General features: G+C 67.7%; 18 protein-coding genes. 5 read left to right on the forward strand and 13 right to left on the reverse strand.

Features of this window, described 5'->3' with window-relative positions:
• The first annotated feature begins 97 nt into the window (after positions 1–97).
• Entirely contained in the window at positions 98–766 is a 669-nt protein-coding gene (locus tag HLB44_RS18680) for a hypothetical protein (RefSeq protein ID WP_173125274.1), read from the forward strand.
• A gap of 88 nt (positions 767–854) precedes the next feature.
• On the opposite strand, the gene urtE is transcribed toward HLB44_RS18680, so the two are convergent.
• From urtE to urtA, 5 genes are read right to left on the reverse strand one after another with little or no spacing between them, the layout of a single operon-like run.
• Entirely contained in the window at positions 855–1,547 is a 693-nt protein-coding gene (gene urtE, locus HLB44_RS18685) for an urea ABC transporter ATP-binding subunit UrtE (protein ID WP_173125276.1), read from the reverse strand.
• 4 nt (positions 1,548–1,551) lie between these two features.
• On the reverse strand, positions 1,552–2,436 hold the full coding sequence (urtD, locus tag HLB44_RS18690) for an urea ABC transporter ATP-binding protein UrtD (RefSeq protein WP_173125278.1): 885 nt from the start codon (positions 2,434–2,436) through the stop codon (positions 1,552–1,554).
• Positions 2,433–3,557 carry an urea ABC transporter permease subunit UrtC gene (urtC, locus tag HLB44_RS18695; RefSeq protein WP_173125280.1) on the reverse strand — a complete coding sequence of 375 codons (1,125 nt, stop codon included), beginning with the start codon at positions 3,555–3,557 and terminating at the stop codon, positions 2,433–2,435. The genes urtD and urtC overlap by 4 nt, the downstream gene beginning before the upstream one ends.
• Positions 3,557–5,188, reverse strand: a complete 1,632-nt coding sequence (gene urtB / locus HLB44_RS18700) for an urea ABC transporter permease subunit UrtB (protein WP_173125282.1) — start codon at positions 5,186–5,188, stop codon at positions 3,557–3,559. The genes urtC and urtB overlap by 1 nt, the downstream gene beginning before the upstream one ends.
• A gap of 3 nt (positions 5,189–5,191) precedes the next feature.
• Positions 5,192–6,469, reverse strand: coding sequence for an urea ABC transporter substrate-binding protein (gene urtA / locus HLB44_RS18705; RefSeq protein WP_173125284.1), 1,278 nt, complete (start codon positions 6,467–6,469; stop codon positions 5,192–5,194).
• Positions 6,470–6,718: 249 nt separating this feature from the next.
• Here urtA and HLB44_RS18710 point away from each other — a divergent pair, with 249 nt between their 5' ends.
• Together HLB44_RS18710 and HLB44_RS18715 are read left to right on the forward strand one after the other, a co-directional pair.
• Complete coding sequence (locus tag HLB44_RS18710) at positions 6,719–7,921, forward strand: alkane 1-monooxygenase (protein ID WP_173125286.1); 1,203 nt, start codon at positions 6,719–6,721, stop codon at positions 7,919–7,921.
• 31 nt (positions 7,922–7,952) lie between these two features.
• Positions 7,953–8,918 carry a glycerophosphodiester phosphodiesterase gene (locus tag HLB44_RS18715; protein ID WP_173125288.1) on the forward strand — a complete coding sequence of 322 codons (966 nt, stop codon included), beginning with the start codon at positions 7,953–7,955 and terminating at the stop codon, positions 8,916–8,918.
• 15 nt (positions 8,919–8,933) lie between these two features.
• On the opposite strand, the gene HLB44_RS18720 is transcribed toward HLB44_RS18715, so the two are convergent.
• The 6 genes from HLB44_RS18720 to HLB44_RS18745 form a co-directional block, all read right to left on the reverse strand.
• Positions 8,934–9,500: a chloramphenicol phosphotransferase CPT family protein gene (locus HLB44_RS18720; protein ID WP_173125290.1), complete on the reverse strand. Its 567-nt coding sequence runs from the start codon at positions 9,498–9,500 to the stop codon at positions 8,934–8,936.
• 42 nt (positions 9,501–9,542) lie between these two features.
• Positions 9,543–9,965, reverse strand: coding sequence for a DUF2784 domain-containing protein (locus HLB44_RS18725; RefSeq protein WP_173125292.1), 423 nt, complete (start codon positions 9,963–9,965; stop codon positions 9,543–9,545).
• A gap of 21 nt (positions 9,966–9,986) precedes the next feature.
• Complete coding sequence (locus HLB44_RS18730; protein ID WP_173125294.1) at positions 9,987–10,439, reverse strand: hypothetical protein; 453 nt, start codon at positions 10,437–10,439, stop codon at positions 9,987–9,989.
• A 62-nt stretch (positions 10,440–10,501) separates the two neighbouring features.
• Positions 10,502–10,900: a GNAT family N-acetyltransferase gene (locus HLB44_RS18735; protein WP_173125296.1), complete on the reverse strand. Its 399-nt coding sequence runs from the start codon at positions 10,898–10,900 to the stop codon at positions 10,502–10,504.
• An 8-nt stretch (positions 10,901–10,908) separates the two neighbouring features.
• The gene (locus HLB44_RS18740) at positions 10,909–11,277 is read right to left on the reverse strand and encodes a VOC family protein (RefSeq protein ID WP_173125298.1); all 369 of its coding nucleotides are present in this window, start codon (positions 11,275–11,277) and stop codon (positions 10,909–10,911) included.
• A 49-nt stretch (positions 11,278–11,326) separates the two neighbouring features.
• Positions 11,327–11,764 (reverse strand): pyrimidine dimer DNA glycosylase/endonuclease V, encoded by a 438-nt coding sequence (locus HLB44_RS18745; RefSeq protein ID WP_173125300.1) that lies wholly within the window; start codon positions 11,762–11,764, stop codon positions 11,327–11,329.
• 56 nt (positions 11,765–11,820) lie between these two features.
• Here HLB44_RS18745 and HLB44_RS18750 point away from each other — a divergent pair, with 56 nt between their 5' ends.
• Both HLB44_RS18750 and HLB44_RS18755 read left to right on the forward strand, forming a co-directional pair.
• On the forward strand, positions 11,821–13,104 hold the full coding sequence (locus HLB44_RS18750) for a M16 family metallopeptidase (protein ID WP_173125302.1): 1,284 nt from the start codon (positions 11,821–11,823) through the stop codon (positions 13,102–13,104).
• Positions 13,105–13,163: 59 nt separating this feature from the next.
• A complete protein-coding gene (locus HLB44_RS18755) occupies positions 13,164–13,892 on the forward strand; it encodes a P-loop NTPase family protein (protein WP_173125304.1) in 729 nt (242 codons plus the stop codon).
• A gap of 9 nt (positions 13,893–13,901) precedes the next feature.
• On the opposite strand, the gene HLB44_RS18760 is transcribed toward HLB44_RS18755, so the two are convergent.
• Together HLB44_RS18760 and HLB44_RS18765 are read right to left on the reverse strand one after the other, a co-directional pair.
• Positions 13,902–14,306, reverse strand: coding sequence for a type II toxin-antitoxin system VapC family toxin (locus tag HLB44_RS18760; protein WP_217283716.1), 405 nt, complete (start codon positions 14,304–14,306; stop codon positions 13,902–13,904).
• Positions 14,306–14,536, reverse strand: coding sequence for a CopG family transcriptional regulator (locus tag HLB44_RS18765; protein WP_173125306.1), 231 nt, complete (start codon positions 14,534–14,536; stop codon positions 14,306–14,308). Before HLB44_RS18765 ends, HLB44_RS18760 begins: the two co-directional genes overlap by 1 nt.
• Positions 14,537–14,556: the final 20 nt, after the last annotated feature.

Genomic DNA, 14,556 nt, shown 5'->3' on the forward strand with positions numbered 1-14,556 from the left:
AGGCCCCCGCGGCTGCCGCGCGGCGTCAGACTGTGGGCGCGGCATGGCCTGCGGGGCCTGTCCAAGAAACACCCCATCGCATTCCAAGGAGCAAACGATGACACGCAAGACCCTCTGGCAATTGAGCGCGATCGCCGCGGCCGCCACCGTCATGGGCATCGCCCAGGCACAGTCCGACAACAGCGTCGCTGCCAACGAAGTGATCGTCGAGCAGCGTGTCGCCACCGAGGCGAAGGAGATGGCCGCCGAGCCGGTGATGACGCCCGAGCAGGCCGCGACCTACGCAACGACCGAAGCGACGACGACGAGCCCGTCGATCACCGAGACGACGATCACCACGACCACGACGACGACGACGTCGGTTCCGCAGAGCACCACCATCGTCGTGGTGCCGACCCAGGTCGACCATGTCGTGGTCGCCGCCAAGGCCTGGGCGGCCGTCGAGGCTGAGCCCACCACCCGCGAGGAAGTGGTCTCCGAGGCCGTCTACGCGAACAAGAACGGCTTGATCCCGCGCGGCGAAATGAACGCCGCCAACGAAGACAAGGGCACGATCTACCTCGAGATGGGCGACCAGGCCCGCCATGAACGCTCGACCAAGCAGTACTACGCCAAGGTCGATTCCCGCCACCAGCAGTTTGCTGCCGCCGAGCAGGAGCGCCTGAACCAGCTGGCCCTGCAGGAACAGCAGCGCCAGCAGGCCTTGGCCGCTGAACAAGCGCAGCAACAGCAGCAGTTGGCACAGCAGGAACAACCGAAGCAGTGACCGACGGGCCGCGCTGGGCGGCCCTCGTGTCGACCCCGGAAGCGGGCGCCTCGAGCGGCGCCCGCTTCTCTTTTGTGCCGCCGGTTTTCTAGACCGACACCAGCTGGCGCACGCCGTCGGCCGCCATCGCGCTGCCGCGGCCGCGGCGCACGATCTCGCCGCGCTCCATCACCAGGTACTGGTCGGCCAGCTCGGCGGCGAAGTCGTAGTACTGCTCGACCAGCACGATGGCCATCGTGCCGCGATCGGCGAGCATGCGGATGACGCGGCCGATGTCCTTGATGATGCTCGGCTGGATGCCTTCGGTCGGCTCGTCGAGGATCAGCAGCTTCGGCCCCGCGGCCAGCGCGCGGGCAATCGCCAGCTGCTGCTGCTGCCCGCCGGACAGGTCGCCGCCGCGGCGGCCGATCATGCTCTTCAACACCGGGAAGAGCTCGAACAGCTCGGCCGGGATCGCCGTGCCGCCGGGCTTGACTGCCAGGCCCATGCGCAGGTTTTCCTCGACGGTCAGCCGCGAGAAGATTTCGCGCCCCTGTGGCACGTAGCCGATGCCACGGCGCACGCGCTCGTAGCTGGTGGCCTTGGTGATGTCGGCACCGTCGAGCTGCACCGTGCCGGTCTTCACCGGCACCACGCCCATCAGACTCTTCAGCAGCGTCGTCTTGCCGACGCCGTTGCGGCCGAGGATCACCGTCACCTCGCCCTGCTTCGCCTCGAAGCCGAGGTTGCGCAGGATGTGGCTGCCGCCGTAGTACTGGTTGAGGCTGTCGACTTTGAGCATATGTTCAGCGCCCCAAATACACCTCGACGACCTTGTCGTTGGCCTGCACCTCGGACAGCAGCCCCTCGGCCAGCACGCTGCCTTCGTGCAACACCGTGACCTGCTTGCGGCCTTCGGTCAGCTGCTCGACGAACTTCATGTCGTGCTCGACGACGACCAGCGAGTGCTTGCCCTCGAGCGACAGGAAGAGCTCCGCCGTGCGCTCGGTCTCCTCGTCGGTCATGCCGGCCACCGGCTCGTCGAGCAGCAGCAGCTTCGGCTCCTGCATCAGCAGCATGCCGATCTCCAGCCACTGCTTCTGGCCGTGCGACAGCAGGCCCGCGGTGCGCTGCGCTTCGGGCAGCAGGTGGATGGTTTGCAGCACCTCGCCGATGTGGTCGAGCTGCGTACCGGTGAGGCGCGAGAACAGCGACGCGCGCACGCGCCGGTCGGCGGCGAGTGCGAGCTCGAGGTTCTCGAACACCGACAGCTCCTCGTAGACCGTCGGCTTCTGGAACTTGCGGCCGATGCCGATCTGCGCGATCTCGGGCTCGGACAGGCGCAGCAGGTCGATCGTCGAGCCGAAGTGGGCGCGGCCGCTGTCGGGCCGCGTCTTGCCGGTGATGCAGTCCATCATCGTCGTCTTGCCGGCGCCGTTCGGCCCGATGATGCAGCGCAGCTCGCCGACGTTGACCGCCAAGGTCAGCGCATTCAGCGCCTTGAAGCCATCGAAGCTGACGGTGATGTCGTCGAGGTACAGCGCGACACCGTGCGTGAAGTCGGGCTCACCGAGCTTGGCGACGCGGCTGAACGAAGCCTGGCGGCCGCCGCTTTCGGTCGCGATGGCCGCTCTTTTGGCGGCATAGGCTTCGCGGCGCCGCGCGCCCTCCTCCATCAGGTCCGGGGTCATGACCGCCGCTCCTTCACCCGCCGGAACAGCCCGACGATCCCGTTCGGCAGGAACAGCGTCACCGCGATGAACAAGGCGCCGAGGAAATACAGCCAGAATTCCGGGAACGCCACCGTGAACCAGCTCTTCGCGCCGTTGACGAAGAAGGCGCCGACGATCGGCCCGATCAGCGTCGCGCGGCCGCCGACCGCCGCCCAGATCGCGATCTCGATCGACGCGGCCGGGCTCATCTCGCTCGGGTTGATGATGCCGACCTGCGGCACGTACAGCGCGCCGGCGATCGCGCACATCACCGCCGACAGCGTCCAGATGCTCAGCTTGTAGGCCAGCGGCGAATAACCCGAGAACATCACCCGCGTCTCGGCATCGCGGATCGCCTGCAGCACGCGACCGTACTTGCTGTTGACGATGGCGCGCGCCATCAGGAAGAAGCCGACCAGCGTCAATCCGCTGATGCCGAACAGCAGCACGCGCATGCCGGAGGTGGCGACCGGCACGTCGAGGAGGCGCTTGAAGTCGGTGAAGCCGTTGTTGCCGCCGAAGCCGGTCTCGTTGCGGAAGAACAGCAGCATCGCGGCGAAGGTCATCGCCTGCGTGATGATCGAGAAGTACACGCCCTTGATGCGCGAGCGGAACGCGAACCAGCCGAAGACGAAGGCCAGTGCCCCCGGCACCAGCACGATCAGCAGCATCTGTGCGATGAACGAATCGGACAGCGCCCAGTGCCACGGCAGCGCCTTCCAGTTCAGGAACACCATGAAGTCCGGCAGGTCGCTCTGGTAGTTGCCGTCGCGGCCGATCTGGCGCATCAGGTACATGCCCATGCCGTAGCCGCCGAGCGCGAAGAACAGGCCATGGCCGAGCGACAGGATCCCCGTGTAGCCCCAGATCAGGTCCATCGCCAGCGCGCAGATCGCGTAGCAGAGGATCTTGCCGGCGAGCGTGACCCAGTAGTCGCTCAAGTGAAAGGCGCTGTCGGGCGGCACCGCCAGGCTGAGCAGCGGCACCAGCACGGTGATCACCGCGACGGCCACCGCCACCGCCGACCAGCCGGCGGGGCCGAGCAGCAGACCGCGCTTCTGCTGCAGCGTGACACCCAGGGGAAGGTCCGGAATCTTCATCACGCTTCGGCGCTCCGGCCCTTGACCGCGAAGAGCCCCTGCGGCCGCTTCTGGATGAACACGACGATGAAGACCAGCACCATGATCTTGGCCAGCACCGCGCCGGCCCAGCCTTCGAGCAGCTTGTTCAGAACTCCCAGGCCCAAGGCCGCGTAGACCGTGCCGGCCAGTTGGCCGACACCGCCGAGCACGACGACCATGAACGAGTCGACGATGTAGCCCTGGCCGAGATCGGGCCCGACGTTGCCGACCTGGCTCAGCGCGCAGCCGGCCAGCCCGGCGATGCCGGCGCCGAGCGAGAACGCCAGCATGTCGATGCGCGCGGTGTCGACGCCGACGCAGGCGGCCATGCGGCGGTTCTGCGTCACGCCGCGCACGAAGAGGCCGAGCCGCGTGCGCCCGATCAGCACGGCCATGCCGATCAGCACCGCCGCCGCGAAGACGAGGATCGCGATGCGGTTGTACGGCAGCACCAGGTTCGGCAGCACCTGCACGCCGCCCGACATCCAGGCCGGGTTCTCGACACCGACGTTCTGCGCACCGAACACCGAACGCACCGCCTGCATCAGCACCAGGCTGATGCCCCAGGTGGCCAGCAGCGTCTCGAGCGGCCGGCCGTAGAGCCAGCGGATCACGCTGCGCTCGAGCACCGCGCCGACCAGCGCCGAGCTGAGAAAGGCCACCGGAATCGCCACCAGCACGTACCAGTCGAAAGCCCCCGGCAGGTACTGGCGAAAGAGGTTCTGCACGACGTAGGTCGCATAGGCGCCGATCATCATCAGCTCGCCGTGCGCCATGTTGATGACGCCCATCAGGCCGTAGGTGATCGCCAGGCCGAGCGCCACCAGCAGCAGGATCGAGCCCAGGCTCGCACCGGTGAACAGCACGCCCAGGCGCTCGCCCCAGGCGAGCTGGCCTTGCACGCTGTCGAGCGCGCCCTGGATGGCCGCTTTCACGGCCGGATCACTTTCGGCGTTGAGCCGTTCGAGCAGCAGCGAGCGCGTCGCTGGCTGGCTGTTGCCGGACAGCGCCTTCGCCGCGGCGATGCGCTTGGTGGCATCGTCCGACGAGATCAGCACCGCCGCGCGCAACAGCGTGAGCTGCGCCTTCAATGCCGCATCGGTCTCCGCGGACAGCGCCTTCTCGATCAGCGGCAGTTTGCCTTCGTCGGCCTGGTCCTTCAGGTCGGCGATGGCCTTCGACCGCGCCGCCAGATCGGGCGACACCAGTCCCAGCGCCGCGACCGCGGCTTCGAGCTCGCGGCGCATGCGGTTGTTGTTGACGACGTCCTCGGCATCGGCCGGCAGCGTTGCCGCCGCGCCGCTCGCCGCCTCGACCGCCTTGCCGTCCTTGACGATGAAGGCCTTGCCGCCTGCCGTCTTCACCGCATCGTCGAGCAGCGCGTGCACGAACGGCACCAGCGCCGGATCGCCCGCCGCAATCGCCTCGTTCAACGCCGCGATGCGCTCGTCGCTGTCGCCCGCGGCGATGCGGCCGGCCAGTTCGGGCGTCAGCGCAAAAGCCTGCGGCACGGCAGCAAGCCATGCCAGCAGGCAAAACACGAAAGGCAGCACACGTGCGAACAAATCAAGTCCCCAACGACGGCGCGGCCACGTGGCCGCGCCTTTCATCCATTACTTCTTCTCGGGGACGTTCTTCTTGCCCTTGTTCTCGGCGATGTAGTCGCTCCACGGATCGGCAGCCACCGGGCCCTTGGTCTTCCACACCACGTTGAACTGGCCGTCGGCCTTGATCTCGCCGATGAACACCGGCTTGTGCAGGTGGTGGTTTTCCTTGTCCATCGTCGAGGTGAAGCCGCCCGGCGCCGCGTAGGTCTGGCCGGCCATCGCCGCGATCACCTTGTCGGTGTCGGTCGACTTGGCCTTCTCGACCGCCGCCTTCCACATCATGATGCCGAGGTAGGTGGCCTCCATCGGGTCGTTCGTCAGCGGCTTGTCCTTGTGGCCGGCGATGCCCTTGGTCTTCGCGTAGTCGGCCCACTTCTTCGTGAACTCGGTGTTCGCCGGGCTCTTGACCGACATGAAGTAGTTCCACGCCGCCAGGTGGCCGACCAGCGGCTTGGTGTCGACGCCGCGCAGCTCTTCCTCACCCACCGAGAAGGCCACCACCGGCACGTCGGTCGCCTTCAGGCCCTGGTTGCCGAGCTCCTTGTAGAAAGGCACGTTGGAGTCGCCGTTGATCGTCGACACCACCGCGGTCTTCTTGCCCTCGGCCGAGAACTTCTTGATCTTGGCGATGATGCTCTGGTAGTCCGCATGGCCGAAGGGGGTGTACTCCTCCATGATGTCGGACTCGGGGATGCCCTTGGCCTTCAGGAAGGCGCGCAGGATCTTGTTGGTGGTGCGCGGGTAGACGTAGTCGGTGCCCAGCAGCACGAAGCGCTTGGCCGCGCCGCCGTCCTTGCTCATCAGGTATTCCACCGCCGGAATCGCCTGCTGGTTCGGCGCGGCGCCGGTGTAGAAGACGTTCTTCGAGAGCTCCTCGCCTTCGTACTGCACCGGGTAGAACAGCAGCGAGTTCAGCTCCTCGAACACCGGCAGCACGCTCTTGCGCGACACGCTGGTCCAGCAGCCGAAGACGACCGCCACCTTGTCCTTGCTGATCAGCTGGCGCGCCTTCTCGGCGAACAGCGGCCAGTTCGACGCCGGGTCGACGACCACCGGCTCGAGCTTCTTGCCCATCACCCCGCCCTTGGCGTTGATCTCGTCGATGGCCATCAGCACGGTGTCCTTCAACACCGTCTCGGAGATCGCCATCGTGCCGGACAGCGAGTGCAGCACGCCGACCTTGATGGTCTCCTGCGCCTGCGCGATCGAGGTGAAGCCGAGCGTGCATGCGGCCGCGGCCAACGCGGTCAGGGATTGGGCGGCGAATCGACGGGTCAGTTTCATGAGGTCCTGCTCCAGGGGTGGTTGTCAGCGGGCTGGAGGTTAGGAGCCGGGGCGGCGCGGGCCAATACGCAAGGTGACGTAGAGAAAACCACGGGCGGCATCGTCGGAAGCGAGGGTTGCGCGCGCGCCGAAGCGGCGTTTCAATCGCCTCGGGGCCGGATACCCGGGGAGAACGCGCATGAGACCGCACGGCCGCCCGAAGGGCGAATTCCCCCTCGCGGGGACGGCGCGCAGCCCCAGGGGGGCGTCATGACCACCCGCCTCTACAACGCGACGCTGCCGGACGGCAGGCTCGTCGAGTACCGCGACCGCAAGCGCCGCTGGTGGAGCCTGTCGGTGGTCTGGCCGCTGATCCCCTTCGTCGGCCTGGCCGCGCACGATGCCACCGGCTGGCAGATCATGCTGGGCCTGCCGCTCGTCATCAGCTATGGCCTGATGCCGCTGCTCGACGGGCTGATCGGCGAGGACCCCAGCAATCCGCCGGAAGCGGTGGTGCCGCAGCTCGAGGCGGACCGGTACTACCGCTGGCTGACCTGGGCGACCGTGCCGCTGCACTATGTGGCGCTGATCGGCTGTGCCTGGTGGGTCGGCACGCGGGATCTGTCGTGGTGGGCGGTGCTGCTGCTGGCGTATGTCGCGGGCACCGACTCGGGGCTCGGCCTGAACACCGCGCACGAGCTCGGCCACAAGCATGGCCGGCTCGAGCAGTGGCTCGCGCGGCTCGCGCTCGCGGTGCCGGCGTATGGCCACTTCACGGTCGAGCACGGCCGCGGCCACCACCGCTGGGTCGCGACGCCGGAAGACCATGCCAGCGCCCGCATGGGGGAGAGCATCTACCGCTTCGCGCTGCGCGAACTGCCGGGCGGCATTCATCGCGCGTGGCGGCTGGAAGCCGAACGCCTGCGCACCCTCGGGCAGTCACCGTGGAGCCTGAACAACACGATGCTGCAGTCGTATGCGGTCACCGCGCTGCTGCAGGGCGCGCTGATCGTGGCCTTCGGCTGGGTCATGCTGCCCTTCCTCGCGGTGCACAACCTCGTCGCGTGGTGGCAGCTGACCTCCGCCAACTACGTCGAGCACTACGGCCTGCTGCGGCAGCGCGAAGGCGCGGGCTACGAGTCGCCGAAGCCGCACCACTCGTGGAATACCAACCACCTGGTGACGAACTTGGCGCTCTTCCACCTGCAGCGCCACTCGGACCACCATGCCTATCCGTCGCGGCGCTACCAGAGCCTGCGCCATTTCGAGGACCTGCCGCAATTGCCGAGCGGCTACTTCGGCATGTTCCCGCTGGCCTACGTGCCGCCGCTGTGGTTCAAGGTGATGGACCCGCGGCTGATGGCGCTGCCGCAGGTGCAGGGTGATTTGACGCGGGTGAACGTCGACCCGCGGGCGCGGGCGGACCTGGAGGCGCGATATCCGCCGCCAGTGGCGCTGAAACACGCGGCCTGAGGTCGGTCGCCGCTGAGTCACACTCGCTGCCATGCTGCGTACGCTCCTGCTGACCCTGACGCTGGCACTCGCCGGCCCCGCCGCCAACGCCTTCGATCTGCAAGGCCACCGCGGCGCGCGCGGCCTGGCGCCGGAGAACACGCTGGCCGCCTTCCGCACCGCGATCGGCATCGGCGTCGACACGCTGGAGCTCGACGTGCACCTGTCCGCCGACGGCGTGCCGATGGTCGTGCACGATCCGACGCTGAACCGCGACCTGACGCGCGATGCGCAAGGCGAATGGCTGACGGCGACCGGGCCGCTGATCCGCAGCTTGAGCGCGGCGCAGTTGCAGTCGCAGTACCGGCTCGGCCGCGCGCGGCCGACCAGCAGCATCGCAACCAACTTTCCGGAACAGAAAGCCAGCGACGGCGAACGCCTGCCGCAGCTCGCCGAGGTGCTGGCCCTGCTGCGCGAGCCTGGGCGTGAAACGCTGCGCGCGAACATCGAGATCAAGCTCGACCCGCGGCGGCCGGACGACACGCCGCCGCCCGAGACCATCGTGCGCGCCGTGCACACCGTGCTGCGCGAGGCCGGCGTCGAGCGCCGGGTCACGATCCAGGGCTTCGACTGGCGCGCGCTGCGTCTGTCGCAGCAACTCGCGCCGCAGATCCCGACCGCCTACTTGAGCGCGCAGCGGCAGAACTTCGACACCGTCAGCAGCGGCGCCTGGTCGGCCGGGTTCGATCTGAAGACCCACGGCTCGCTGCCGAAGATGGTCAAGGCCGCCGGCGGCGCGATCTGGAGCCCGAACTTCAACGACCTGACGCCGGCGCTGATCGCCGAAGCCCATGCGCTCGGGCTGCAGGTGCTGCCGTGGACGGTCAACCAGCCCGAGGACATGGCGCGGCTGATCGACTGGGGCGTCGACGGCTTGATCACCGACTACCCCGACCGTGCACGCCAGGTGATGCAGGGCAAGCGCCTGCCGCTGCCGCCGACGGGCAATCCGCGTTGATGGGGGTTCGAATCGTCAGGTCGCCGCGCGGCGCAAGCCTTCGCGCATCCGGACGAACGCGCTTGGAGAGGTCCGCCGCTGCCACGCATCGATCACGGCCGCCGCCGTGCTGTCGCTCGGTGCGGTGCCGTCGATCTGAAAATCATAGATGCCGAACGTGTGCGTCACCTCGAAGTCCGCCCGCGCCTCGCCGATGCGCCGGTCTCCTCGCTCGCGCTCCCGGCGTTCGAGCTCGACGAGCGGGCAATGAATACCGACGAAGAAGACGTCGTGGTGCTCGAGCAGCAGCAGCAGCCGGGTCATCCAGTCGCGCGTTTCGACGATGTGCTCGACGATCAGGTTGTTCCCGCCATCGGCGAGCGCGGCAATGCTGCGATGAAAGCCGTCGAAGAACTGCGGCCGCAGCGTCGGCCAGGGGAACTCGCCATTGTCGATCCGGCTGCGCGGCAGGATCCCGGCGGCGAGCAGGTGATCGATGGAGTAGTGCCAGAACGGCTCGCCGATCCGCGCCTGGACCGCTCTGGCCAGGGTGGACTTTCCGGAGCTCGAGGGGCCGTTGAGGAGAACGATCTTTCCGGACATGAAGGGGCGACTCAGCTGTGAGGTTTCGCGTTGACCGAAGGGTCAGGCTGCGCTTTTCGGGGCCCTGTGCGCGCGGTGTGGCGGAAAGTACCACCACGCAAGGAGCGCCAACAACCCGACGCCTGCGTCGGTCACTGAGAACACCCACGGCGGAACTTCATACGCGAATAGGCGCTCGAGCCAGTGCTCGATGAATCCTTGTGAATGGGCTGGCGCTGCCTCTATGGGTCGCAGCCATGCCTCGAACGTTGTCAGGGGACACGGCATGTCAAGCCACGATTCGGCAATGACGAAGCCAATGGCTCCGACGTGCGCAGCTCGGAGCCACAGTCGGTTGACCCACGTCCACGCGCGGAGGTTGCCCACGACCACAAAAACAAGTCCTCCGACCACGAAGAAAATGAACGAAAAGTGAATGAGAAGCACGGCATCCGCAGGCAACTGAAGTGAAGAGGCGGACAGCATTCTGCGCAGCCTAAGGGCGCCCTACTTTGCGCCCGGTACTTCGAGATTGATGGGCTTACTGGCTACGAGCAGCTTCTGGGCTTCTTGCTCAGTGGTGGTGCGAACGGTGGCGCAGCTCATGGACGGACTCACCACAAAGTAGCTGCTCTCCGTCTTCTTGGCATCGAATCTGAGGGAGTCTTCCTTCCATGTTGGCGTGAAGCCGCCAAAGCACTTTACTGCCAGGTAGTGTTCGCCCAAGGGCACCAGGAATTCGGCATGTTCGCCGGACCCGATGCCGAAAATGTCCTTGCCATCGAGAGCTACCGTGTATCCGTTGGCCGCGCCGTGAAAACTGCTGATGCGGACAACCACCACCTTTGCGGCGTTTACGCGATCTGGCACGCTGGGCAAATCTCCAAGGCGTCCCGATGTCGTTCCGCACCCAACAAGCAATGCCGATGCCAAGAGCGTGGCGACTAAGGTGGTTCTCATGTTTTCTCCTGGGTTGGTTAGTTACCGGGGCAGTGCATAGGCGCCCTAACGCGCGATGACCGTCAGCCCCGCCGCAGCCCGGGGCGCTCCATCGCCACGTCGGACTTCGTGAAGCCGAGCTTCTCGTAGAACGCCGACACGCCGTTGCGTCCAGCGCGCAGCACCCACGTCATTTGGGGGTCATCACCCATCGCGGCACGTACCAGCGCGCGACCGATCCCGCGGCCGCGGTGCGGCTGCGCAACCACCAGCATCGAGATGTAGCCGTTCGACAGGCCATCGGTCAACGCGCGCAGGAATCCCTGCACTTCGTCGCCCTCCGCGGCCACCAGGGCCAGCTGAGAGCGCGACAGCAGCAAGCGGAATTCCTCGAGATCGGATACGCGGCGGTCCCAGCCGTTGGCGACCAGCAGCGCTCGCGCAGCCTCCATCTCGTCCGGTCGAATCGTGCGAATCTGCATCGTCCGCCTCAATCCACGTTCTGCGCAATGCGCCACAACACGCCCGACGGATCGATCACCACGAAGTCGCGCATGCGCCACGGCTGCAGTTCGATCGCGGTGACCTTGACACCGTACTTCTCGGCGATGCCGGCGCTGCGGATCTGCGCCGCCCAGGCGTCCACGTCCTCGACCAGCAGATGCATCATCAGGTTGTCGGCGAGCTCGGCCACGTAGAAGTCCTGCAGCAGGAAGCTCGTGTCACCGTGGTGGAAGTAGGCGACGCCGTCCTCGTCGGACGCCATCGTGAAGCCGATGTCCTGGTAGAAGCGCTTGGACACGGCGAAGTCCTTCGCCGGCACGAAGGCCTTGATCTCGACGGTGCGCAGGTTGGGCATGCGTTCAGTCCTCCCTCGGAAGGCCGGCATCTTGACACGGGCACGCCGGTCACTCGGGTTGGCGCTCCCAGGGCTCGACCGGCCCGGGCCGTGCGCGAAACAGCGGATGGCATTGCGGCGCGGTTTCGTCCCGCCACTGCGCGTGCAGCGCCGGATGCCGCACGGCAAGCTTGCGCAGCAGATGCGCCCATTCGAGCTCGAGCTGACCCTGGCCGACGGCGATCCGGGTCGGCGGCTTCGTCGCCGCTGCGAACTTGCTGCGATCGAAGGCATACCCGCGCGCGCTGGCTTCGGCAAACACGGCGGCGAGGTAGGCGTCGATCGCCGCCAGCGGCGCGGCGTGCGCGCGAAAACGATCCAGCTGCGGATGGTGGCGATAGCCGCGGGTCTGCTCGCGCAGCACCGCGCGCGCCAGCAGCGCCTCGCGCCACAGCGCGACGAGGCCCTGGGGATCGAGGTACCGGGGATGCAGGGACCACAGCCGCATGGCGGCGGCAGTCTACCCGCGCGTCTGCCGCCGCAGCCGATGAGGTAGGCTGCCGCATGTCCCTCGTGCGCCCCGTCCCCTCCCCGTCGATCGGCCAGCTTCCCAACGGCGTGCGCGTGATCGCGATACCGATGCCGTGGCTCGACAGCGTCTCGCTGAGCGTCTTCGTGCGTGCCGGCAGCCAGCACGAGAATGCGCGCGCCAACGGCATCAGCCATGTCGTCGAGCACATGGCCTTCAAGGGCACCGAGTCGCGCGATTGCCAGCGCATCAACCTCGATGCCGAGCGCCTGGGCGGCGAGGTCAATGCGCACACCGACAAGGACCACACCGCCTTCCACATCCACGGCCTGGCGCAGCATGCGGTGCCCTTCCTGCACATGCTGGCCGACATCGTGCGCTACTCGAACTTCCCCGAGGCCGAGCTGGAGCGCGAGCGCCAGGTCATCCTGCAGGAGTTCGCCGAGGACGAGGACGATCCGCTGTCCACCGCCTACAAGCTCTTCGACCGCAACTGCTTCGGCCGCCACCCGCTGGCGCAGGCGGTGATCGGCACGCGGGCCAACATCCGCCGCTTCACGCGCGCCGACCTGCTCGACTACGTGCACCGGCACTACACCGGCGCCAACGTCGTCGTCGCGGTGGCCGGCAACATCGATGCCGATGTGCTGCGGCGCGAGGCCGAAATCGCGTTCGGCACGATGCCGGCGGGGCCGGTGAACAGCGTCGCGGCGCCGGAATGGCGCGGCGGGCTGCGCGAGCGCCGCCAGGCCGGCTCGAGCCAGAGCCACGTCGTGCTCGGCTTTCCGCTGCCCTCGCTGGCGGCCGACGATCCGGCCGGCGAGCTGGCCGCCGCGGTGTTCGGCGAAGGCATGAGCTCGCCGCTGCTGGACGAGCTGCGCGAGCGCCGTGGCCTCGTCTATCACGCATCCTGCTCGGCCGACGTGCTGCCGGCCGCTGGCCAGTTCGTCATCGAGGCGTCGATGGCGCCGGAGCACCTGGATCCCTTCTTCGACGCGGTGGCGGGGCTGCTGCTGGACCATGCGGCGCACATTCACCCGGTGAGTCTGGAGCGCGCGCGCAACCAGCTGGCGGTGAGGAGCCTGCGCACGCACGAGCGGCCGTTCCGCCGGCTGGAAGAGGCGGTGCAGCAGCTGTGCGTGCAGGGCCGCGTGCGGCCGCGCGCCGAGCAGCTCGAGCGGCTGCAGGCGATCGGCGCCGGCGAGGTCGGCGCGGCGTTCCAGCGCCTGCTGGCGCAAGCGCCGGCGCTGGCGATCGTCGGCAAGCTCAAGCCGGGCGCCGGAGAGCGGTTCAGCGCCCGCCTGGCCGCCGCACGCTGACCCGCCGCGGCGCGCGCAGCGACAATGCCGCGCACCGCAGCTCCGCGACGACAACACCGATGTCCACGATCCCCACGCTCGAGACCGCCAGCAAGGGCAACGTCTACCTGATCGGCGGCGAGAAGGGCGGCGTCGGCAAGTCCTTCGTCGCGCGCCTGCTGGCGCAGCACTTCATCGACCAGCAGATTCCCTTCCTCGGCTTCGACACCGACCGCTCGCACGGCACCTTGTCGCGCTTCTACACCGGCTTCGCATCGCCGGTGGTGGTCGACCGCTACGAGGCGCTGGACGCGATCATCGAATCGGCCGTCGAGCTGCCGGCGCGGCGCGTGCTCGTCGACCTGGCGGCGCAGACGCTGGAGCCGCTGACGCGCTGGATGGAAGAGTCCGGCGTGCTCGACCTGGCCGACATGTCGGGCGTGGCGCTGCACTACTGGCACGTGATGGACAACGGCCGCGATTCGCTGGAGCTGCTGCACAAGCTGCTCGAACGCTTCGGCGCCCGGCTGCACTACGTGCTGGTGCGCAACCACGTGCGCGGCGACGACTTCGGCCTGCTCGAGAAGTCCGGCCTGCAGGACCGGGCGCTCGCGCTCGGCGCACGGGTCATCAACCTGAAGCGCCTGCACGACGGCGTGGTGCAGAAGATCGACGCCGCGAATTCCAGCTTCTGGGCCGCCAGCAACAACAACGCCCCCGACGGCCTCAGCCTCGGGCTGCTGGAGCGGCAGCGGCTGCGGATCTGGCTGGCGCATGCGCGCCATGAGTTGAAGGCGGCGGGGGTGTAGCGAGGGCGGTCAGGACGGATGCCAGTTCTCGAGCAGCAGGCCCGGTACGCGGCTGAACTCGCTCACGTTGCGGGTCACGAGCGTCGCACCGTGCGCCAGGGCGGTGGCTGCGATCGAGGTGTCATGCGGCCCGATGGGTGTTCCGAGAGATTCGAGCGCGGCGCGCAGGCGCGCGGCATGGTCGGCACCCAGTGCATCGAAGGGCAGCAGCGTCAGGGGCGCCAGGAATTGCGCCAGCGCCTGCAGCCGCGGTTCACGCGCCTGCGGCGGCAAGCGAAACAGACCGAACTTCAGCTCGTAGACGACGACCGCCGGCACCGCGACATCGGAGGGCGCCAGCGCATGCAGGCGAGCACGCACGACGTCGTCACCACGAAAGTAGTAGCTGATGGTGTTGGTATCGAGCGCGAGCATCAGAAGCCCGCGCGCGGCATGTCCTGGCCCGACGCGGTGCGCACGTCCTCGGCGAGCGGAAAGTCCGGAAAACGGCCGGCGAGCGCGATCACGTCAGCCGGCCATTCCGCGTGAGCGTGGCGCCTGATCAGCTCGGCTACCCAGCGGCTGTTCGACACACCAGCCGCTTCGGCACTGCGCCGCATCAGGCTGTCGACCTCTTCATCCAGGTACAGCGTGACTTGTGCCATGACTCACCCCGCAAAGTATA

This window comes from Pseudaquabacterium terrae (assembly GCF_013266755.1).
Lineage (GTDB): Bacteria > Pseudomonadota > Gammaproteobacteria > Burkholderiales > Burkholderiaceae_C > Pseudaquabacterium > Pseudaquabacterium terrae.

Coding starts and splice junctions, on each gene's coding strand:
- HLB44_RS18680 (WP_173125274.1), top strand. CDS start 98: ATGACACGCAAGACCCTCTGGCAATTGAGCGCGATCGCCGCGGCCGCC.
- HLB44_RS18755 (WP_173125304.1), top strand. CDS start 13,164: ATGTCCACGATCCCCACGCTCGAGACCGCCAGCAAGGGCAACGTCTAC.
- urtA (WP_173125284.1), bottom strand. CDS start 6,469: ATGAAACTGACCCGTCGATTCGCCGCCCAATCCCTGACCGCGTTGGCC.
- HLB44_RS18745 (WP_173125300.1), bottom strand. CDS start 11,764: ATGCGGCTGTGGTCCCTGCATCCCCGGTACCTCGATCCCCAGGGCCTC.
- HLB44_RS18740 (WP_173125298.1), bottom strand. CDS start 11,277: ATGCCCAACCTGCGCACCGTCGAGATCAAGGCCTTCGTGCCGGCGAAG.
- urtB (WP_173125282.1), bottom strand. CDS start 5,188: ATGAAAGGCGCGGCCACGTGGCCGCGCCGTCGTTGGGGACTTGATTTG.
- HLB44_RS18750 (WP_173125302.1), top strand. CDS start 11,821: ATGTCCCTCGTGCGCCCCGTCCCCTCCCCGTCGATCGGCCAGCTTCCC.
- HLB44_RS18710 (WP_173125286.1), top strand. CDS start 6,719: ATGACCACCCGCCTCTACAACGCGACGCTGCCGGACGGCAGGCTCGTC.
- HLB44_RS18735 (WP_173125296.1), bottom strand. CDS start 10,900: ATGCAGATTCGCACGATTCGACCGGACGAGATGGAGGCTGCGCGAGCG.
- HLB44_RS18715 (WP_173125288.1), top strand. CDS start 7,953: ATGCTGCGTACGCTCCTGCTGACCCTGACGCTGGCACTCGCCGGCCCC.
- urtD (WP_173125278.1), bottom strand. CDS start 2,436: ATGACCCCGGACCTGATGGAGGAGGGCGCGCGGCGCCGCGAAGCCTAT.
- HLB44_RS18720 (WP_173125290.1), bottom strand. CDS start 9,500: ATGTCCGGAAAGATCGTTCTCCTCAACGGCCCCTCGAGCTCCGGAAAG.
- HLB44_RS18725 (WP_173125292.1), bottom strand. CDS start 9,965: ATGCTGTCCGCCTCTTCACTTCAGTTGCCTGCGGATGCCGTGCTTCTC.
- HLB44_RS18730 (WP_173125294.1), bottom strand. CDS start 10,439: ATGAGAACCACCTTAGTCGCCACGCTCTTGGCATCGGCATTGCTTGTT.
- HLB44_RS18765 (WP_173125306.1), bottom strand. CDS start 14,536: ATGGCACAAGTCACGCTGTACCTGGATGAAGAGGTCGACAGCCTGATG.
- urtE (WP_173125276.1), bottom strand. CDS start 1,547: ATGCTCAAAGTCGACAGCCTCAACCAGTACTACGGCGGCAGCCACATC.
- HLB44_RS18760 (WP_217283716.1), bottom strand. CDS start 14,306: ATGCTCGCGCTCGATACCAACACCATCAGCTACTACTTTCGTGGTGAC.
- urtC (WP_173125280.1), bottom strand. CDS start 3,557: ATGAAGATTCCGGACCTTCCCCTGGGTGTCACGCTGCAGCAGAAGCGC.